General features: G+C 73.4%; 22 protein-coding genes. 11 read left to right on the forward strand and 11 right to left on the reverse strand.

Annotated elements, in window-relative coordinates; genetic code table 11:
- The first annotated feature begins 24 nt into the window (after positions 1–24).
- Positions 25–762, forward strand: a complete 738-nt coding sequence (locus GPA02_RS13610) for a phosphoglyceromutase (RefSeq protein WP_156200621.1) — start codon at positions 25–27, stop codon at positions 760–762.
- 71 nt (positions 763–833) lie between these two features.
- Here the strand turns inward: GPA02_RS13610 and GPA02_RS13615 are convergent, their stop codons facing one another.
- Together GPA02_RS13615 and phoU are read right to left on the reverse strand one after the other, a co-directional pair.
- Positions 834–2384 (reverse strand): helix-turn-helix domain-containing protein, encoded by a 1551-nt coding sequence (locus GPA02_RS13615; protein WP_156200622.1) that lies wholly within the window; start codon positions 2382–2384, stop codon positions 834–836.
- A gap of 230 nt (positions 2385–2614) precedes the next feature.
- On the reverse strand, positions 2615–3280 hold the full coding sequence (gene phoU / locus GPA02_RS13620; protein ID WP_156200623.1) for a phosphate signaling complex protein PhoU: 666 nt from the start codon (positions 3278–3280) through the stop codon (positions 2615–2617).
- Between the two features lie 216 nt (positions 3281–3496).
- Between phoU and GPA02_RS13625 the strand changes: the two genes are divergently transcribed.
- Entirely contained in the window at positions 3497–4660 is a 1164-nt protein-coding gene (locus GPA02_RS13625) for a sensor histidine kinase (protein ID WP_156200624.1), read from the forward strand.
- Positions 4657–5343, forward strand: coding sequence for a response regulator transcription factor (locus GPA02_RS13630; protein ID WP_156200625.1), 687 nt, complete (start codon positions 4657–4659; stop codon positions 5341–5343). Before GPA02_RS13625 ends, GPA02_RS13630 begins: the two co-directional genes overlap by 4 nt.
- Positions 5344–5349: 6 nt before the next feature.
- Here GPA02_RS13630 and GPA02_RS13635 read toward each other — a convergent pair whose 3' ends face one another.
- Entirely contained in the window at positions 5350–5859 is a 510-nt protein-coding gene (locus GPA02_RS13635) for a hypothetical protein (RefSeq protein WP_156200626.1), read from the reverse strand.
- Between the two features lie 306 nt (positions 5860–6165).
- Between GPA02_RS13635 and GPA02_RS13640 the strand changes: the two genes are divergently transcribed.
- The 3 genes from GPA02_RS13640 to ispF are packed head-to-tail and all read left to right on the forward strand — an operon-like array spanning position 6166 to position 7825.
- The gene (locus GPA02_RS13640) at positions 6166–6648 is read left to right on the forward strand and encodes a CarD family transcriptional regulator (protein ID WP_156200627.1); all 483 of its coding nucleotides are present in this window, start codon (positions 6166–6168) and stop codon (positions 6646–6648) included.
- A complete protein-coding gene (gene ispD / locus GPA02_RS13645; RefSeq protein ID WP_156200628.1) occupies positions 6645–7346 on the forward strand; it encodes a 2-C-methyl-D-erythritol 4-phosphate cytidylyltransferase in 702 nt (233 codons plus the stop codon). The genes GPA02_RS13640 and ispD overlap by 4 nt, the downstream gene beginning before the upstream one ends.
- A complete protein-coding gene (ispF, locus tag GPA02_RS13650) occupies positions 7337–7825 on the forward strand; it encodes a 2-C-methyl-D-erythritol 2,4-cyclodiphosphate synthase (RefSeq protein WP_204986615.1) in 489 nt (162 codons plus the stop codon). The genes ispD and ispF overlap by 10 nt, the downstream gene beginning before the upstream one ends.
- Before the next feature lie 27 nt (positions 7826–7852).
- Here ispF and GPA02_RS13655 read toward each other — a convergent pair whose 3' ends face one another.
- Both GPA02_RS13655 and GPA02_RS13660 read right to left on the reverse strand, forming a co-directional pair.
- Entirely contained in the window at positions 7853–10420 is a 2568-nt protein-coding gene (locus GPA02_RS13655; RefSeq protein ID WP_156200629.1) for a polysaccharide lyase family 8 super-sandwich domain-containing protein, read from the reverse strand.
- A 54-nt stretch (positions 10421–10474) separates the two neighbouring features.
- Entirely contained in the window at positions 10475–11011 is a 537-nt protein-coding gene (locus GPA02_RS13660; RefSeq protein ID WP_240134052.1) for a MarR family winged helix-turn-helix transcriptional regulator, read from the reverse strand.
- Positions 11012–11123: 112 nt separating this feature from the next.
- Between GPA02_RS13660 and GPA02_RS13665 the strand changes: the two genes are divergently transcribed.
- The 5 genes from GPA02_RS13665 (at position 11124) to GPA02_RS13685 (ending at position 15458) form a co-directional block, all read left to right on the forward strand.
- Complete coding sequence (locus GPA02_RS13665) at positions 11124–12977, forward strand: ABC transporter ATP-binding protein (protein ID WP_156200630.1); 1854 nt, start codon at positions 11124–11126, stop codon at positions 12975–12977.
- 207 nt (positions 12978–13184) lie between these two features.
- On the forward strand, positions 13185–13529 hold the full coding sequence (locus tag GPA02_RS13670) for a PadR family transcriptional regulator (RefSeq protein WP_156200631.1): 345 nt from the start codon (positions 13185–13187) through the stop codon (positions 13527–13529).
- A 2-nt stretch (positions 13530–13531) separates the two neighbouring features.
- The gene (locus GPA02_RS13675; protein ID WP_156200632.1) at positions 13532–13897 is read left to right on the forward strand and encodes a DUF1048 domain-containing protein; all 366 of its coding nucleotides are present in this window, start codon (positions 13532–13534) and stop codon (positions 13895–13897) included.
- Positions 13894–14697 carry an ABC transporter ATP-binding protein gene (locus tag GPA02_RS13680; RefSeq protein WP_275689726.1) on the forward strand — a complete coding sequence of 268 codons (804 nt, stop codon included), beginning with the start codon at positions 13894–13896 and terminating at the stop codon, positions 14695–14697. Before GPA02_RS13675 ends, GPA02_RS13680 begins: the two co-directional genes overlap by 4 nt.
- Positions 14694–15458, forward strand: coding sequence for an ABC transporter permease (locus tag GPA02_RS13685; RefSeq protein ID WP_156200633.1), 765 nt, complete (start codon positions 14694–14696; stop codon positions 15456–15458). The genes GPA02_RS13680 and GPA02_RS13685 overlap by 4 nt, the downstream gene beginning before the upstream one ends.
- 6 nt (positions 15459–15464) lie before the next feature.
- Here GPA02_RS13685 and GPA02_RS13690 read toward each other — a convergent pair whose 3' ends face one another.
- The 6 genes from GPA02_RS13690 to GPA02_RS13715 all read right to left on the reverse strand — a co-directional run bounded on the left by GPA02_RS13690 (position 15465) and on the right by GPA02_RS13715 (position 19405).
- The gene (locus tag GPA02_RS13690) at positions 15465–15959 is read right to left on the reverse strand and encodes a methylated-DNA--[protein]-cysteine S-methyltransferase (RefSeq protein WP_170296851.1); all 495 of its coding nucleotides are present in this window, start codon (positions 15957–15959) and stop codon (positions 15465–15467) included.
- A gap of 67 nt (positions 15960–16026) precedes the next feature.
- On the reverse strand, positions 16027–16428 hold the full coding sequence (locus tag GPA02_RS13695; RefSeq protein ID WP_156200635.1) for a DUF3224 domain-containing protein: 402 nt from the start codon (positions 16426–16428) through the stop codon (positions 16027–16029).
- Positions 16428–16814: a VOC family protein gene (locus tag GPA02_RS13700; protein WP_156200636.1), complete on the reverse strand. Its 387-nt coding sequence runs from the start codon at positions 16812–16814 to the stop codon at positions 16428–16430. Before GPA02_RS13700 ends, GPA02_RS13695 begins: the two co-directional genes overlap by 1 nt.
- Positions 16815–16868: 54 nt before the next feature.
- Positions 16869–17630: a class I SAM-dependent DNA methyltransferase gene (locus GPA02_RS13705; protein WP_156200637.1), complete on the reverse strand. Its 762-nt coding sequence runs from the start codon at positions 17628–17630 to the stop codon at positions 16869–16871.
- Between the two features lie 54 nt (positions 17631–17684).
- Entirely contained in the window at positions 17685–18935 is a 1251-nt protein-coding gene (locus GPA02_RS13710; protein ID WP_156200638.1) for an MFS transporter, read from the reverse strand.
- Positions 18932–19405: a MarR family winged helix-turn-helix transcriptional regulator gene (locus GPA02_RS13715; protein ID WP_156200639.1), complete on the reverse strand. Its 474-nt coding sequence runs from the start codon at positions 19403–19405 to the stop codon at positions 18932–18934. Before GPA02_RS13715 ends, GPA02_RS13710 begins: the two co-directional genes overlap by 4 nt.
- Positions 19406–19422: the final 17 nt, after the last annotated feature.

The following is a 19422-nucleotide window of genomic DNA, read 5'->3' on the forward strand; positions in this document are numbered from 1 at the left end:
CCGTCGATGCGGCAGACTGACGGCATGACCTACACGCTGGTGCTGCTCCGCCACGGCGAGAGCGAGTGGAACGCCCTGAACCTGTTCACCGGCTGGGTGGACGTGCCCCTGTCGCAGAAGGGGCGCGACGAGGCCGTCCGCGGCGGTGAGCTGCTGGCGCAGGAGGGTGTGCTGCCCGACGTGGTGCACACCTCGCTGCTGCGCCGCGCCATCATGACCGCGAACCTCGCGCTCGACTCGGCCGACCGTCACTGGATCCCCGTCGCGCGCTCCTGGCGCCTCAACGAGCGCCACTACGGCGCGCTGCAGGGCAAGGACAAGAAGCAGATCCGCGACGAGTTCGGCGAGGAGCAGTTCATGACGTGGCGCCGCAGCTACGACGTGCCGCCGCCGCCGATCGAGCCCGGCTCGGAGTTCAGCCAGGACGGCGACCCGCGCTACGCGGGCGAGCCGGTGCCGGCCACCGAGTGCCTCAAGGACGTGCTCGAGCGCGCGCTGCCCTACTGGGAGAGCGCGATCGTGCCCGACCTGCGCGCCGGCAAGACCGTGCTGGTCGCCGCCCACGGCAACTCGCTGCGCGCGATCATCAAGCACCTCGACGGCATCGACGACGCGACGATCGCGGGTCTCAACGTGCCGACCGGCATCCCGCTGGTCTACGAGCTGGACGAGGACCTCGCCCCGGTCACCGCGGGTGGCCGCTACCTCGACCCCGACGCGGCCGCCGAGGCGATCGCCGCCGTCGCCAACCAGGGTCGCTGACCGGCCGAGGAGCCCCACGAACGACGAACGGGTCCGTGCCGATCGGCACGGACCCGTTCGTGTGCTCGGGCTCAGTCCCGGAAGGTCTCGATCTGGGCGCCCAGCGAGATCAACCGGTCGGCGAGGTGCTCGTAGCCGCGGGCGATGATGTCGACGCCGCGCAGCACGGAGGTCCCCTTCACGGCCAGCATGCCCAGCAGGATCACGACGGCGGGGCGCAGCGCGGGCGGGCAGCTCACCTCGGCGCCCGACCAGTGGGTGGGGCCGGTGACGTCGAGCCGGTGCGGGTCGAGCAGCCGCACGTTCGCGCCGAGCCGGTTGAGGTCGGTCAGGTAGATCGCGCGGTTGTCGTACACCCAGTCGTGGATGAGGGTCGAGCCCGACGCGCACGCCGCGATGACCGCGAAGAACGGCAGGTTGTCGATGTTGAGACCGGGGAACGGCATCGGGTGGATCTTGTCGATGGGGGCCCGCAGCTCGCTCGGGTGCACCGTGACGTCGACGAGCCGGGTGCGGCCGTTCGCGGAGGTGTACTCCTCGTTGATGTCGTAGCGCAGGCCCATCTCGGCGAGGGTCGCGATCTCGATCTCCATGAACTCGATCGGGACCCGGCGGACCGTGATCTCCGAGCCGGTGACGATGCCGGCGGTGAGCAGGCTCATCGCCTCGACCGGGTCCTCGGCGAGCGTGTAGGTGACGTCGGCGTCGATGTGCTCGACGCCGTGGATGCGCAGCGTGGTGGTGCCGATGCCCTCGATGCGCACGCCGAGCAGCTCCAGGTAGTAGCAGAGCTCCTGGACCATGTAGTTGGGCGAGGCGTTGCGCAGCGTGGTCACGCCGGGGTGGCGGGCCGCGGCCATGATCGCGTTCTCGGTGACGGTGTCGCCGCGCTCGGTGAGCACGACGTTGAGGTCGCCGTCGCGGTCGCGCGAGACCGTCGCGCGGTAGGCGCCCTGGGTCGCGACGACGTCGAGCCCGAAGTGCCGCAGCGCGATCATGTGCGGCTCGACGGTGCGGGTGCCGAGGTCGCAGCCGCCCGCGTAGGGGATCGCGAAGGCGTCGAGGCGGCCGAGGAGCGGCCCGAGGAACATGATGATGCTGCGGGTGCGCGTCGCGGTGTCGACGTCGATCGCGTCGAGGTCGAGCGTGTCCGGGGTGATCAGCTCGAGGTCGCGGCCGTTGGTCGACCAGTGCGCCTCGACGCCGATCGAGGTGAGGACGGCGACGATCCGCTCCACCTCGACGATGCGGGCGACGTTGCGCAGCACCGTGCGGCCGCGGTTGAGCAGGGCCGCGCACAGCAGCACGACCGCGCCGTTCTTCGAGGAGTTGACGTCGATGCTGCCCGACAGCTGGTGGCCGCCGGTGACGCGCAGGTGGGTCGGGCCCTTGGTGCCGATCGTGACGAGGTCGGCGTTGAGGGCCGCGTTGATGCGGGTGAGCATCTCGACGGAGAGGTTCTGACCGCCGGCCTCGATCCGCGCGATCGCGCTCTGGCTGGTGCCCAGCAGGTCGGCCAGCTGCGCCTGGGTGACGCCCTTGGCCTGGCGGGTCGCCCGGATCAGCGCCCCGATCTCGGCGAGCGGGGCGTGGATGGTGTCCTCGAGTGCAGCTGTCGTCATGCCGGCCATGCTATATCTCAGATCTGAGATGTCACGGTGATCCGCCTCACACGGCCCTACCCACCCATCCGCGTTCAACCCCACTTCTGCCCCCCGTGCCCACGGTGCGGGCGATCAGGCGGGTGGTGGCGTCCCGACCCGCGAGACGGAGGGCAGGAGTGGGTTGAAACCCGTTGAGGGGGCAGGTGTGGGTTGAAACCTGTCGAGGGGGCAGGAGTGGGTTGAGACCGTCAGCCGTCGGCGTTGCCGTTGCCGGCGACGAGGTCGCCCGTCACGAGGTAGGTGATGCGGCGCGCGACCGAGACCGCGTGGTCGCCGAACCGCTCGAAGAACCGCGCCAGCAGCGTGACGTCGACGGTCTCGGCCGTGCTGCCCTGCCAGGAGTCGGCGAGCGTGAGCCGGAAGGTCTGCGTGTGCAGGTCGTCGAGCACGTCGTCGTCGCGCTCGACGGCGGAGGCCAGCTCGAGGTCGTGCGTCTCCAGCAGCGTGACGACGTCGGTGCCGACCTTGACCGCCGCCTCCGCGAGACCGTCGAAGAGCCGCTGCGCGCTCGCGGGCACGGCGGGCTCGGGGTAGCGCAGCCGCACCACCTGGGCGATGTGACGGGCGAGGTCGCCCATCCGCTCGATCGAGGCGCTGATGCGCAGCGCCGAGACGATCGTGCGCAGGTCGGTGGCGACCGGCTGCTGCCGCGCCAGCAGCAGCACGCAGCGCTCGTCGAGCTCGCGCTCGAGCTCGTCGACCTTCGCGTCGGCGTCGATGACCCGCTGGGCGAGCTCCAGGTCGGCCGTGCGCAGCGCCTCCGACGCGTCGCGGATGGCGTCGGCGACGTGGCGGCTCATCCGGAGCAGGTCGTCGCCGATCTGCTCGAGCTCCTGGTCGAAGATCGCTCGCACGGTGGGTGGCTCCTCACGTCTGGGTCGGTGCGCCCGCGGGTCGCGGGTCTCGCGTGCCGGGGCAGGACCGCGCACGACGGTCGCGCGCGCACCGCGGCCACGGTGACAGGCGATGGTGAACGCCCGGTGCCCCGACGGTGAACAACGACCCTGTCTCAGGGGACCAGAGCCTAACCCGGCCGGTCACGGGCTGCGACGCCGCCTACGCTGACCGACGTGGAGGACTACGGGATCGGGCTGCTCGTGCTCGTGGCGGTCCTCGGCGTCGCCGTGGGCGCCGCGAGCGTGGGCGCCTTCCTCCACAGCGAGCGAGAGCAGCGGCAGGCCCCGCTGGCGGTCGCGCCGGCCCCGGTCCCCGACGACGTCGCCGAGGTGCTCGGTGCGCTGTCAGCGACCTCGGTGCTGCTCGGCCCGGGGGAGGAGGTGCTCCGGGTCAGCCCGGACGCCTACGGCCACGGGCTGGTGCGCAACGGTCGCATCCTGCCGGCCGAGGTGACCGCGCTCGTGGCCGAGGCGCGCCGCACCGGGTCGGCGCAGCAGAGCACCGTGCGGGTGCCGAGGTCGACGCTGAGCACCGCCGAGAGCTCGGTGTTCGACGTCGCGGTGGCACCGCTGTCGGGCGACCGTGTGCTCGTGCTCGCCGAGGACATGACGGCGGCGCTGCGGCTGCAGGAGGTGCGCCGCGACTTCGTGGCGAACGTCTCCCACGAGCTCAAGACACCGGTGGGCGCGCTGTCGCTGCTCGCGGAGACCATCGCCGCGGCCGCCGACGACCCGGCGACCGTGCGCCGCTTCAGCGAGCAGATGCGCACCGAGGCCGCGCGCCTGTCGGCGCTCGTCGCCGACATCATCGACCTCTCCCGGCTGCAGGCGCCGGACGCCGAGACCGAGCTCGTGGAGCTCGAGGTGGACGCCGTCGTCGAGGAGGCGGTCGACCGGGTCGCGGTCGCCGCCCGCTCGCGGGGCTCGAAGGTGGTCGTCGGCGGGACGACCGGGCTGCGGGTCTACGGCGACCACGCGCTGCTGGTGACCGCGCTGCGCAACCTGCTGGACAACGCGCTGCGGTACTCGCCCGACGGCTCGACCGTCACGGTCGGCACCCGGGCCGTCGAGGGCTTCGTGGAGGTCGCGGTCGTCGACCAGGGCATCGGGATCAGCCGCAGCGACGTCGAGCGGGTCTTCGAGCGCTTCTACCGTGTCGACCCGGCCCGTGCGCGCGACACCGGCGGCACCGGTCTGGGCCTGAGCATCGTCAAGCACGTGGCCGCCCGGCACGGCGGCGACGTCCGTCTCTGGTCGGTGCCGCAGCGCGGGTCGACCTTCACGCTCCGCATCCCTGAGGCCGAGACCGGCCGCACCCACGACGAGGAAGTGGCATGACGACGATCCTGGTGGTCGAGGACGAGGACGCCTACCGCGACCCGCTGACGTTCCAGCTGACGCGCGAGGGGTTCGAGGTGATCGCGGTCGCGACCGGCCCCGCCGCGCTGGAGGTGTTCGAGAGCCGGGGCGCCGACCTCGTGCTGCTCGACCTCATGCTGCCCGGCATGTCCGGCGTCGAGGTGTGCCGCGCGCTGCGGCAGCGCTCGAACGTGCCAGTCATCATGGTGACCGCCAAGGACAGCGAGATCGACAAGGTGGTCGGGCTCGAGCTCGGCGCCGACGACTACGTCACCAAGCCGTACTCGTTCCGCGAGCTGCTCGCGCGGGTCCGTGCGGTGCTGCGCAGAGGCGGCGACGCGACCGACCTCGCGGACGGCACCGAGGTGCTCGAGGTCGGCGCGATCCGGATGGACACCGACCGCCACGTCGTCACGGTCGGCGGTGAGGAGGTCGCGCTGCCGCTGCGCGAGTTCGAGCTGCTCGAGATGTTCCTGCGCAACCCCGACCGGGTGCTGACGCGCGGACAGCTGATCGACCGGGTGTGGGGCTCCAACTACGTCGGCGACACCAAGACGCTCGACGTCCACGTCAAGCGCATCCGCGCCAAGATCGAGCCGGACCCGTCCGAGCCGCGCGTGCTCGTCACCGTCCGGGGGCTCGGGTACAAGCTGGTCGGCTGAGCCGGCTCAGGAGTCGATGAGCTCGAGCCAGTCGCCGTAGGGGTCGAGGGTGCCGTCGAGCACGGTCACCCGGACCGTGGTCGACCCGGACGACGGCGTGCTGATCGTCACGGGCACGCTGCTGCCCGGCCGGTCGGGCGTCTCGTCGAGCACGAGCGACTGGCCGTCGGGGTTCGCGGGGTTGAGCAGCACGGTGTCCGACGGCGGCACCTGCACGGTCGTGCTGGTCGCCTGGTCCTCGCCGAAGGTGAGCGTGACCGGGGCGACGTCGTCGCCGTGGTTGGTGATCGCGCCGACGACGAGCGCGGGCTCGCCCTCGGCCTCGGTGAGGATCAGCAGGTTCTCGACGCGGATCTCGTCGCCGAGGACGGCGCGGGAGCCGTCGCTGGGGGCGTAGGGCTTCTGCGTCGTGATCGGTGCGCACGCCGTCGCGACCGCCGCCGCGGCGCCGATCGACAGCGCGGCGAGCGCCCGGGTCCACCGCCGTGGGTGTCGGTAACCGGTGCGACCTGCCATGTCCTGCGCTCCTCGCGATGCTCGGGTGTCGTCGTGCTCGGTCGCAGCCTAGTGCGTCGGGGTCCGGCCCCGGCGCGAGCCGGGGTGCGCGAGCCGGGTCGCGGGCCGCGGGCGGGGGTGCGTCGGTCGGCCCAGCGGGGCCCGGTCGGGTGGTCGCGGCCGGGTGTCGCGAGGTGGGAGGCGCCCGTCGTCGTCGTGACCGAGGCCGACCTGCGGGCCGGTGACCTGCGAAAACGTCAGGAGCGCCCGGATGTCGGAGGTCCTGACCATGATAGAATCGGTCGCTGGAAAGGGGAGTGCCAACTCATGACCTTCACTGTCGGCGAGACCGTCGTCTACCCGCACCACGGTGCGGCTCTCATCGAGGAGATCTCCAAGCGGGTGATCCGCGGCGAGGAGAAGCTGTACCTCAAGCTCAAGGTGGCGCAGGGGGACCTCACGATCGAGGTGCCGGCCGAGAACTGCGATCTCGTCGGCGTCCGTGACGTCGTCGACCACGAGGGCCTCGAGAAGGTGTTCGAGGTGCTGCGCGCTCCCTACACCGAGGAGCCCACGAACTGGTCCCGCCGCTACAAGGCGAACGTCGAGAAGATCGCCTCGGGCGACGTCATCAAGGTCGCCGAGGTCGTGCGCGACCTCTCGCGCCGCGACGCCGACCGCGGCCTCTCCGCCGGTGAGAAGCGGATGCTCGCGCGCGCCCGCCAGATCCTGGTCTCCGAGCTCGCGCTCGCCGAGCAGACCGAGGAGGAGAAGGCCGAGGCCATCCTCGACGAGGTCCTCGCCAGCTGACCGAGCTCGTCGCGGTCCTCACGGCCGCAGGATCGGGCACCCGGCTCGGGCGGTCGGAGCCCAAGGCCCTGGTGCCGCTCGCCGGCGTGCCGCTCGTGCGGCACGCCGCCGGCCGGCTCGTCGACGCCGGCACGACGGACGTGGTCGTCACCTGCCCCGCGGCGCACGCGCAGGCGTTCGCCGCCGCGCTCGCCGACCTGCCGGTGCGCTGCCTGCCCGGCGGCGCCACCCGGCAGCGCTCGGTCGCGCTGGGTCTCGACGCACTCGCCGCGCACGACGACGCGGCCGTCGTCCTCGTCCACGACGCCGCCCGCCCGCTGGCCTCGACCGCGCTGATGCAGCGGCTCGTCGCGGCCGTGGAGGACGGCGCGGAGGCGGTCTTGCCCGGGCTGCCGGTCACCGACACGATCAAGCGGGTGGTCGACGGCGTCGTGCAGGCGACCGTGGACCGCCGCGAGCTGGTCGCCGTGCAGACGCCGCAGGTGTTCCGCCTCGGGGCGCTCCGGGCGGCGCACGCGGCCGGCGCGCACCTCGCGGAGGACGAGCGGACCGCCGCCAGCGACGACGCCGGGCTCGTCGAGCGGCTCGTCGGGCTGCCGGTGCACGTCGTGCCGGGGGAGGATCGGGCCATGAAGATCACCACCGTCACCGATCTCGCGCTGGTCGAGACGATGCTCGCGCAAGGGACCTGGTCGTGACGCCGCGGGTGGGCGTCGGCGTCGACGTGCACGCGTTCGCCGCCGACGGCCGGCTGGGCCTGTGGCTGGCGGCCGTCGAGTTCCCCGACCAGCCCGCGCTCGAGGGCCACTCCGACGGCGACGTCGCCGCGCACGCGGCCGCCGACGCGTTGTTCTCGGCGGCCGGCCTCGGGGACCTCGGGTCGCAGATCGGCACCTCCGACCCGCGCTGGGCGCGGGCCAGCGGCGTCGCGATCCTGTCCGAGGCCGCCGAGCGGGTGCGCGCCGTGGGGTTCCGGATCGGCAACGTCGCGATCCAGGTCGTCGGGCCGCGCCCGAAGCTCGCCGCGGTGCGCGACGAGGCTCAGCGTCGGCTGACCGAGGCCGCCGGGGCACCGGTGTCGCTCAGCGCCACCACCACCGACGGCCTCGGCCTCACCGGCCGCGGCGAGGGGCTGGCCGCGATCGCGACCGCGCTGGTCCTCGACCCGCGAGCGTGAGCCCCGCCCGGTTCGGCCGCCCCCGGGTCAGGTGAGCCCGCCGCCGCGCACCGTCACGGTGCGCGTCGCGCCGTACGCGTGGTGGGTCCCGAACCTCAGCCGGGTGCCGCCGGGCACGTGCTCGACCGTCACCTCCGGGTCGCCGTCGAGCACCGCGCGCCGCCCCGGCACCGTGACCGTGACCGCGTCGCGCCCGAAGGTCGGGTCCGAGACCGCGATCGCCGTGCGCCCCTGCGGGGCGTCCTGCGCGAGCACGGCGGCCGCGCCGTCGACCGTCAGGTTGCCGACCCGGTGCGTGCCCGGCCCGAAGGTGGTGACCGCCAGCAGGCCGAGGCCGCTGTGCCGGACCGCGTGCACGGTCTCGTCGTGCGCCACGACCTCGACACCGGCGTAGGAGGCGAGCGTGGCCTCGTCGGCGCCCGGGAGGATCGCCCACGCGAGCGCGTCGGGCGCGGCCCCGGCCGGCCGGGTGCGGACGACGTCGAACACCCGCTTGGTGATCGGCGTCGCGCTGTTGGAGGTGCGCACCCAGCGCCGCGACCGCTCGACGGTCTCGACCCGGATCTCGACCTCGGCGGGCGCGAGCAGGACGTACCCGACCGCGGTGCCGCGCGTGACGTTCTCGTAGCGCAACCACGCGAGGTCGCCGACGACGCCCGGACCGGTCACCGGCTCGCCCTGCCGCGTCGCCCCGACCACGCGGATCTCCTCCGTCGGGTCGCTGATGCGGGCGTCGAGCGTGGTGAGCGTCGCGCGGCCGTGCTCGTCGGAGACGCCGGTGGCGAGCGCGACCACCTCGTCGTCGAGCATCACCCACGACCGTGAGGCACGCGCGCTCGCGTAGGCGACGAAGTCCTCCGGCAGCTCGCCCGCCTGCTTCGCGACCCACGCGGCGTCGTCCGAGAGCTGCATCGCCGCGACCGCGCGGTCGCCGAGCGTGGTGCCGCCCGAGCACGCGTTGGTGGCGAGCGGGAAGTACACGTAGGCGTTCTGCTTCTCCGACGAGGAGGTGAAGCCCTCGTCCGGGTTGTCGTAGAACGGCTGCCCGTACAGCTCCGGCACGGGGAGGCGCTCCTCGTCGGGGGCGATCGCACCCGCGAGGCGGTGCGCGTCGACGACCGTGACGTAGTCCACGCCGAACGCCTGCTGCTGGTCCTCGCCCCCGAGGTAGAGGTAGTGCACGCCGGAGCCCTGGAACCACGGCCGTAGGTTCTCGCCGTTCATGTACTCGTACATGCTCACCCGCTCCGAGCTGCGTGCGAGCGTGAACGTCCACCCCGGCCGGTGGTGCACGTGCCGGTCCATCGCGTTGAGGGCGAACGTCGCCGACGCCGGCACCAGGTCGGCTGGCACGAGGTCGTCGTCGGCGACGATCTCGCTGTGACGGACGATGTTCGCGGGGTCGTCGAACGACGCCGGCGAGATGCTCATCTGCTCGATCCCGTGCAGGTGGGCGACGTAGGCGCGCAGCGCCTCGGCCGACTCGGGCGTCGTGTGCGCCGACAGGTCGACGACCGACTCGACCACGCTCGTCGCGCTCTGGTAGCCGGTGGTGGTGCGCGACACCGAGCGGCCCTTGATGATCTCCATCATCCAGCCCTCGACGATCACCGGCGCGAACGCGGTCGCCAGCCAGTCGCCGATCCGCTGCTGCAGCTCCGGGTCGGTCGCGTGCTCGGTGCCGTCGAGCATCGCGACGGTCGTCGTGACCCGGTCGAGCAGGCCGACGCCGTAGCTGCCGGTGTAGGGGACCGAGGAGTGCATGAGGAACGAGCCGTCGGCGTAGAAGCCGTCGGTGACGCCGTGCTGCAGGTCGTAGGGGTCGATGACGCGGTAGACGGTCAGCTGGTCGGCGATCGCCTTCTCGATGCGCGCGACGTCGCCCAGCACCGCGCCCTGCACGATCCGGTTGGTCGTGATGTCGGCGAGGTTGGCACCGGTGTGGAAGCGGGAGTCGAGGTCGACGTCGCCGTCCTTGCCGTTGCGCAGGTAGGCGTCCATCGTCGCGACGTAGTCGCGGGCGAGGTCGGGGTCGGCGTCGAGCCCCTCGCCGAGCAGCGCGAGCGTCCGGCTGACGTGCGTCGGGATGCCGATCTCCCAGTTGTACCAGTTGCCGTAGTAGCCGTTCTCGGTGTCGGAGAACCAGGCCTCGTGGAGCCAGCGCAGGCCGTCGACGACACGCTGGCGCACCTCGTCGTTGCCGCTCAGGTCGTCCGGCACGGTCGCGCCGTCGGGGATCGGGGTCGCGGTGGCGAGGGCGATCTCGTAGAGCCGCAGGTACGTGGTCGTGAGGTTGCTGTCGCTGGTGCCGAGCGGCAGCCCGTCGAACAGCGCGGTGCTCGGCGAGGGCAGCAGCGCGGCCAGGTGGCTGGTGGCCCTCGCGTGGATGTCGGCCAGCTTGGGCTGGACGGCGGCGGTCGCGTTGGTCTCGGCGGTGCCCGCCCGGCCCGCGACGACGTTCGCCAGCAGGGTCTCGGTGCTCGTGGCGGCGGTGCTGCCGCCGGTGGCGAACGCGAGCTGCGGCCGGTGCAGGGCGGCGGCCATCGCCGTCACCCCCGCCCCGGTGAGTACGGCTCGACGGCTGATGCTGCGCATGCGTGCTCCTCGTGCCCCCCGTGCGCGAGGTCACCTCGCGGTGACGTCCTCACCCTACGCACACGCGCGCGCACCGACCCGGTCAACCGGCGTCGGGTCGGTCGCCGCGGCGCGGCGCCGACGGCGGCTGCGCGGCGCCGACGGCGGCTGCGCGGCGCCCTCGGCGGCGTCCTCGGCGGCCGTCACGACCCGTCCGAGCAGCTCGCGCAGCGTCGCCACCTCGCGCGGGTCGAGCCCGGCCAGCGCCCGCTCGCCGAGCGCGGCGCGCCGGGCACCCACCTCCTCGAGCAGCCGCGTCCCGGCCGGGGTGGGCTGCACGAGCGTGGCGCGGCGATCCTGCGGGCTCGGTGCGCGCCGGACGAGCCCCTTCTCCTCCAGGGCGTCGACGACCTCGGTCGCCGAGCGGGGGGCGATGCGCAGGCGCTCGGCGACGTCGGAGAGCCGGGCGCCGCCGTCGGCGGCCACCGCCTCGCGCAGCGCGCGCAGCTCGTGCGGGGTGATCCGCCACGGTTCCAGCGAGGCCAGCCACTGCCGCCGCAGCGCCCGAGCGGCGCGCATCAGCAGCTCGCTGGCGTCGGGGTCGGAGTGCACGGGAACAGTCTAGCCGTCCGTGTGGTTACATCATCGTGAGGTAACCTCACTAAACAGGACCTCGTCTCCGGTGTCACGCCGTCGAGACGTCTCGAGAAAGCAGGTGGTGCGCATGGCACCCGACACACACTCCTCAGCGCCGCGGGGCGACCGCGGCGGACGTGGCGGCGGGCCCGCGGTGGCGCGGCTCGACCCGGCCGACAAGGCCCAGCTCGCCGAGCACCCCGTGAGCCTGCGCCGCATCGGCGCGCTCTTCACGCCCTACCGCGGCCGGCTCGCCGTCGTGGTGGGGCTGATCGTCGCGACCTCGCTCGTCGGGCTCGCGACCCCCTTCATCACCAAGCACCTCATCGACGACGCGATCCCGGACCAGGACGTGCCGCTGCTGCTCGCCCTGGTCGGCGGGCTGCTCGCGGTCACGGTGGTCTCCGCCGTGCTCGGGGTGCTGCAGACCTGGTTGTCGACGACGATCGGGCAGCGGGTCATGCACCGGCTGCGCACCGACGTGTTCACGCACCTGCAGCGGCAGTCGGTCGACTTCTTCACCCGGACCCGGGGCGGCGAGGTGCAGGCGCGGCTGACCCAGGACATCCAGGGCATGCAGTCGGTCGTCACGTCCACCGCCACCTCGATCGCCGCGAACGTCACGACGGCGATCGGTACGGCGGTCGCGATGGTCGTGCTGTCCTGGCAGCTGTCGCTGCTGTCGCTGCTGGTGCTGCCGCCGGCGATCTGGCTGACCCGGAAGGTCGCGACGATGCGACGCGAGGTCACCGCGCGCCGGCAGCGCACGATGGCCGACCTGCAGGCGCAGGTCGAGGAGTCGCTGTCGGTCAGCGGCGCGGTGCTCGGCAAGGTGCTCGGCACCGCGCCGACGGCGTCGGCGACCTTCGCACGCACGTCGTCGGAGCTCATGGGCCTCGAGGTGGCCTCGCAGCTGGCGGGCCGCTGGCGGATGGCGACGATGAGCATCGTCTTCGCGGCGATCCCCGCGCTGATCTACCTCGTCGCCGGGCTCCCGGCGACGTCGAACGGGATGACGATCGGCACCCTGGTCGCATTCACCGCGCTGCAGTCGCAGCTGTTCCGCCCGCTCATGGGCGTGCTGAACGTCGGGGTCGAGGTCATCAGCTCGATGGCGCTGTTCAGCCGGGTGTTCGAGTACCTCGACCTCGTCGTCGAGATCGACGACCCCGAGGACCCGGTGCCCGTCGACCCCGCGGCCGTGCGGGGCGAGGTGCGCTTCGACCGCGTCGGCTACACCTACCCGGGGGCTGCCACGCCCGCCCTGGACGGGATCGACCTGGTGGTCCCCGCGGGCACCTCGCTCGCGCTCGTCGGCCACACCGGGTCCGGCAAGTCGACGCTCGGCTCGCTCGTGGCCCGGCTCGCGGACCCGACGGTCGGGTCGGTCTCGATCGACGGCGTCGACCTGCGCGACATGACGCTCGCGGACCTCAGCAGCGTCGTCGGGGTGGTCTCGCAGGAGACCTACCTGCTGCACGCGACCGTGCGGGAGAACCTGCGCTACGCGCGACCGGACGCGACCGACGAGGAGATCGAGGCCGCGGCGCGCGCCGCGCAGGTGCACGACCTCATCAGCGCGCTGCCGCAGGGCTACGACACCGTCGTCGGCGCTCGCGGCCATCGGTTCTCCGGAGGCGAGAAGCAGCGGCTCGCCATCGCTCGCACGATCCTGCGCGACCCGCGCGTGCTCGTGCTCGACGAGGCGACCTCCGCGCTCGACAACACGACAGAGCGCGCGGTGCAGGAGGCGCTCGACCGGTTGGCGGTCGGCCGCACGACGATCACGATCGCGCACCGGCTCTCCACGATCGCGGGCGCCGACCAGGTCGTGGTGCTCGACGGCGGCCGCGTCGTCGAGCGCGGCACCCACGCCGAGCTCGTCGCGGCCGGCGGCCGCTACGCCGAGCTCCTCGCCGCCCGGGAGCCGGTGCCGGCCTGACGCCGGGAGGTGTCGGGCGGCGGGGCGACCCCCGCCGCCGTGGCGCAGGCCCCGTGCTCGAGACGCTGCGCGGGGCCGCTGTGCGCCGGGCGTGCTGCGCCGGACGCGGCACCCACCCGCGCGCCGCGGTACTCACTGTTGCCAAGTACCGCTACTCAGCGTTACTGTGTACCGGTAGTCAGCGACACAGAGTAGAAGGGGCGGCCGGTGGGCAACCAGATGACGGAGATGCTCAAGGGCACCCTCGAGGGGATCGTGCTGGCGCTGCTGGCCGAGCGGTCCGCCTACGGCTACGAGATCACGGCGTGGCTGCGGCAGCGCGGCTTCGCCGACATCGCCGAGGGCACCGTCTACGCCCTCCTCGTGCGCATCGAGCAGCGCGGCCTCGTCGACGTCGAGAAGGTGCCGTCCGAGAAGGGCCCGCCGCGCAAGGTCTTCACGCTCAACGACGCCGGGCGCGAGCAGCTCTCCGAGTTCTGGAGCAGCTGGAGCTTCCTCGCCGCGCGGATCGACGAGCTGCAGCACACCCGACACGACACCGAAGGAGCGTGAGCATGGTCGCCCGATGGATCGAGGCCCTCACCGGCTCGCTCGAGCAGAAGAAGCAGTACAAGGCCGACCTCGCCAGGATCGAGGCGCTGCCGGCCGCGCACCGTGAGGCCGCGAAGGCCTTCCACCGCTACGTCCTACAGTCCGGGGCCGTGAGCGACGGCGAGACGCTCGTCGCGATGCTCACCGACCTCGTCGACCTGTGGGAGCGGGCCGCGGCCGACGGCACGACGGTCCAGGCCGTCGTGGGCGAGGACCCGGTCGAGTTCATCGAGAGCTTCGTGCGGGCCTACGCGGCCAGGCACTGGCTCGACAAGGAGCGCACGCGTCTCGTCGAGACGATCGAGCGCGTCGTGCAGGAGGAGTCGTGACGGCCGTGGCGGCCCCGGCGATCCGCGTCCGGGGCGTGACGAAGTCCTACGGCGACCTCGAGGTGCTGCGGGGCGTCGACCTCGACGTCGCAGCAGGCAGCGTCGTCGCGCTGCTCGGCTCCAACGGCGCGGGCAAGACCACGCTGGTGCGCATCCTCGCCACCCTCGCCGGCGCCGACGGCGGCCGCGCCGAGGTGCTCGGCCACGACGTCGCGGCCGACGCGGACGGCGGGCGCCGCACGATCAGCCTCACCGGGCAGTTCGCCGCCGTCGACGACGTCCTCACCGGGCGCGAGAACCTCGAGCTGGTCGCGCGGCTGCGGCACCTCGCCGACCCCGCCGGCGTCGCCGAGCGGCTGCTCGCGCGGTTCTCGCTCACCGACGCGGCCGACCGGCGCGCCGGGACGTACTCGGGCGGCATGCGACGTCGCCTCGACATCGCGATGGGGCTCGTCGGCGACCCGCCGGTCGTCGTGCTCGACGAGCCGACGACGGGGCTCGACCCGCAGTCGCGCATCGAGGTCTGGCAGGTGGTGCGCGGCCTCGTGCGCGACGGCACCACGGTGCTGCTCACCACGCAGTACCTCGAGGAGGCCGAGCAGCTCGCCGACCGGATCGCGATCCTGCACGGCGGCACGATCGTGCACCACGGCACGCTCGCCGAGCTGCGTGCGCTGCTGCCGCCGACGACCGTCACCTACGTCGAGAAGCAGCCGAGCCTCGAGGAGGTCTTCCTCGCCGTCGTCGGCCCCGGGTCGACCGGCACGCCCGACCCGACCGACCAGGAGGAGGTCCGATGACCACGCTCGCGCTGCGCGACACCGGCGCCCTCACCCGGCGCTCGTTGCGCCACGTCCTGCGTAGCCCCGACACGATCGTCACGACGGCGGTGGTCCCGGTCGCGCTCATGCTCATGTTCGGGTTCGTGCTCGGCGGGGCGATCACGACCGGTGCCGAGGGCCGCTACATCGACTACATGCTCCCGGGCATCCTGCTCATCACGATCGCCTCCGGCGTCGGGTACACCTCCTACCGGCTGTTCCTCGACCTGCAGGGCGGCATCGTCGAGCGGTTCCGCTCGATGCCGATCCCGCGGTCGGCGGTGCTGTGGGCGCACGTGCTGACGTCGCTGGTCGCCAACCTGGCGTCGCTCGCGGTGGTCGTCGCCGTGGCGCTGCTGGTGGGGTTCCGCTCCGGCGCGTCGGTCGCCGCCTGGCTCGCCGTGGCGGCGCTGCTCGCCCTCGTCACGCTCGCGCTCACCTGGGTCGCGGTGATCGCGGGGCTGTCGGCCGGCAGCGTCGAGGGTGCGGGTGCCTTCAGCTACCCGCTGATCTTCCTGCCGTTCGTCAGCTCGGCGTTCGTGCCGACCGCCACCATGCCCGGCCCGGTCGCCTGGTTCGCCGAGCACCAGCCCGTGACGGCGGTCGTCGACACGATCCGCGCGCTGCTCGCCCAGCAGCCCGTCGGGACCGAGATCTGGGTCGCGCTCGCCTGGCTGGTCGGCATCCTCGTCGTCGCGCAGGTCGTCGCGGTGACGCGCTACCGCCGCCGGCTCGGCTGAGGCGGCTCAGAAGAGCGGCTGCGCGTCGCTCTCGAGGTCGAGCAGGAACCGCTTGGCCTCGAGACCGCCGCCGTAGCCGACCAGGCTGCCGTCGGCCCCGACGACGCGGTGGCACGGCACGACGATCGAGATCGGGTTGCGGTTGTTCGCGAGCCCGACCGCGCGGGCCAGCGTCCAGCCCGCATCCGGCCCGCCGAGCATGGCCGCCTGCTCGCCGTAGCTGCGGGTCTGGCCGTAGGGGATGGTGCGCAGCGCCTCCCACGCGCGCAGCTGGAACGGGGTGCCGCGCGGGGCGAGCGGCAGGTCGAACTCGCGGCGCTCGCCGGCGAAGTACTCGGCGAGCTGCTCGGCGAGGGCGTCGAGCACCGGCGCGGTGCCGACGGGGACCTCGTCGGCCGCGGCCGCCGTCGGACCGCCGGGGAACAGCAGCGCACGCAGGCCGTCGTCGTCGGCGAGCGCGACGACCCCTCCGATCGGCGAGTCGAGGTCCCGGCGCAGCACCACCGCATCGTCGCACCGACCACCGACGCGTGGCACCGCGGGGCCGCGGTGCCACGCGTCGGGCGGCTCAGCCCAGCTCGACGTCGAGGACGAGGCGGTGCGTGCCGTCGTCGTCGATCTCGATCGCGCCCCCGCCGGTGATGCCGGTGAGCTCGTCGGTGCCGCTGCCGGGCACGACGAGGAAGAGCTCCGCCGACCGCCGACCGTCGCCGGTGTCGGTGGCGGAGTGGACGAAGGCGAACCGGCCGCCTCGTCCGGCCACGGTGCCGTCGAAGCTCTCGGTGGCGACGTAGGTGCCGCCGACGGCGGGGTCGTGCACGTAGCTGAACTGCGTGATCGAGCGCCCCTGCACGTCGCCGGTGAACTCCTTGACCATGCGCAGGTGTCCGACGGGGAGGCCGACCGCGAGGTCGGCCGTCCCGTCGACCGGCCGCGTCTCGGTGACGCGGAACGTCCCCTCCACCCGCATCAGGCCTCCCGGGGCGGGCACAGGCAGAACGGGTGGCCGTGCGGGTCGAGCATCACGGTGCTCACGTCGGGGTTCGGCTGCTCGTCGGCCACCGAGGCCCCCAGCCCGAGCGCCGTCGCGACCGCGGCGTCCAGGTCGGCGACGCGCAGGTCGAGGTGGACCTGCTGCGGGTGCTGCTGCGAGGGCCACTGCGGCCGTGCGTAGTCTGCGACGCCCTGGAAGTACAGCGTGCTGCCGAGCGCGGTGACGCTGGCGATGCCGTACTCCGGGTACTCGGTGACCTCACCGCCGAGCAGCGCGCCGTAGAAGCGGGCCAGCTCGCCGGCGTCGGGGGTGTCGAGGGTGACGGCGATGATCTCGGTCACGGGTGCAGTCGTGGTCGTCATGCCGCCATGCTGCTGCGGCGCCGTCGGCCGGTCTTGCACGAACCCGACACGCGGTCAGCCCGGCAGCCGGTACACCGACACGTGCGACGTCGACGCCGACGTGAACGGCGCCCGCGTGAAGTCGGCCCAGCGGTGCTCGAGCTCCAGCCCGGCCAGGCGTGCCATGAGGTCCATCTCGCCGGGCCACACGTACCGGAACGGCGAGAACCCGACGTGCGCGCTGCCGTCGGTGCCGAAGCGCACGTGGTGCGACACGCCCCGCTGCGTCGAGACGTCGAGCACGTCGACCCCGAGATAGCCCTGCCCCGCGGTGAAGACCTGGGCGTGCGAGGCGCCGGCCGGCTGCGGCCGCGGCACCCACAGCTCGAGGACGAACCGGCCGCCCGGGCGCAGGTGCGCGGCGGCGTTCTGGAAGCACCTGACCTGCTCGTCCTGGGTGTAGAGGTTCCCGATCGTGTTGAACACCAGGTAGACGAGCGAGAACTCGCCCTCGACGCGGGTGTCGACCATGCTGCCGATCGTCACCGGCAGCTCGTCCTCGCCGACCTTCGTGCGCAGCTGGGCCACCATCGCCGGCGACAGCTCGATGCCGACGACGTCGACACCCGCCTCCCGCAGCGGGATCGCCACCCGGCCGGTGCCCACCGCCATCTCGAGAGCCCGGCCGCCCTCGGCGAGGTCGGCGAGCGTCGCGACCATCGGCTCGAGGATCTCGGGCGCGAAGGCGCCGCTGCCCGGGGTGTCGTAGGTGGCCGCGGCCTGCTCGTCCCAGAGCTCCGCCTGCGGCCGCTGCCACGGGTCGTCGTGAGCCTGCATGCCACCCACCCTCGCGCGGCAGCGGTGTGCTCGGAAGCGAATTTCGTGCGACGGTCAGCGCCGGACCAGCGCGCGGTACCGGACCACCGCGGCGGTCGCGACCGCCGTCACGACCACGGTGGCGGCGATCGCCCAGCGGGCGGAGGCGGCGTCGGAGACCGTGCCCACGAGCGCCGAGGCGACCGGTCGGAAGCCGACGAAGCAGATCATCCAGAACGCCATCACCCGGCCCCGCAGGTGCTCGGGCACCCGCAGCAGCACCGCGGTGCTCAGGCTCGTCAGCCCGATCGTGAAGCCCGCTCCCGCGATCGCGAAGCCGGTCAGCGCGGCGGCCACCCAGCCCAGCGCCGCCGCGAGCGCCATGCCGCCGGTCAGCGCACCGAGCCCGACGGCGACCATCGTGACCGTGCGCTCCGGCCGGCCGAACCAGGAGAGCACGAGCAGGCCGGCCGCCGCGCCGCCGCCGAAGGTCGCGGTCAGCGCGCCGACCAGGGCCGGCCCGCCGCCCATGTCGGCCGCCAGCGCCGGTGCGAGGGTGATGCTCGGCTCGGCGCCGAACGTCACGCCGGTGACGACGAGCAGGAGCAGCAGCAGACCCTTGTCGGCGCGCACGTGCTGCCAGGCGGCCCGGATCGAGTAGTCGGTGTCGCGGTCGCGCGGCGCTGCGGCCGGGATGCGCACGACCCCGAGCAGCACGAGGAACACGAGCTGACCCAGCGCTGCCGCACCGATGCCCGCAGCGGGCCCGACCGCGGCGACCAGGGCCGCGCCGACGACCGGGCCCGTCACCCGCGCCACCGTCATCGGCGCGGTGTTGAGCCCCATCGCACGCGGCAGCTCGTCGCGCGTGACCAGCCTCGGCACGACCGACTGCATCGCCGGCCCGCCCACGGCGAACCCGAGACCGACGGTCAGGGAGCCCACCAGCACGCCGCCCGCCAGCGTCCAGCCGGTCGGCGCGGCCAGGTGCACCCAGGCCGCGAGCGCGCCGGTGCCGGCGAGGCAGAGGATGCGGCCGAGCACGATCTGGCGCCGCGGGTCGCCGCGGTCGGCCCAGCTGCCGCTCGCGGGCGCGAGCACGAGCTGCGGGACGAACTGCGCGCCGGCGACCACGCCGACCGCGAGCGTCGAGCCGGTCGCGTCGAAGACCGCGATCGCCGTCGCGACGCTGAACGCCCAGATGCCGACGATGCTGACGAGCTTGCCCCAGAACAGGCCGCCGAAGTCGCGGTCCGCGAGCAGCTGCAGCGTCCGCCGCGGCCGGGGTCCGGCGGTGCGGTCTGCGGCGGCGGCGCGGGAGGTCATCGGTCGTCGGCGAGGCGGTCGGCGTAGGCGTCGGTGAGGCGTGCCAGCAGCGCGACCGTCCGTCCGAGGTCCTCGGGCGGCCAGTCGGCGGTGATCCGGGTGAGCAGCGCGCGGCGGTTGCGGGTGGCGACGGCGAGCACGTCGCGACCGGCCGGCGTGAGGTCCAGCCGGGCCTTGCGGAGGTCGTCGCCGCACGTGCTCTTGCTGACCAGCCCGGCGGCCACGACGGCCTGCACCGCGCGGCTGGCGCTCGAGTGCTCGATGCCGCGGTCGGCGGCGATGTCCTTGACGGTGGGCAGCGTGCCCCCGGCGAGCAGCCGCTCGATCGTGCGCAGCACCCGCAGCCCGCCGATGCCGACGCCCTCGGGGAGCCCGCGCAGCACGACGCGCCGGTAGCCGGGGCTGCGCAGCAGCTGCAGCAGCCGGACCACCTGCTCGTCGAGGGCGGTCAGGTCGTCGGTCACCATCATGTGTATAGCACACACAT

This window comes from Actinotalea caeni, from assembly GCF_009733795.1.
Taxonomy (GTDB): domain Bacteria; phylum Actinomycetota; class Actinomycetes; order Actinomycetales; family Beutenbergiaceae; genus Pseudactinotalea; species Pseudactinotalea caeni.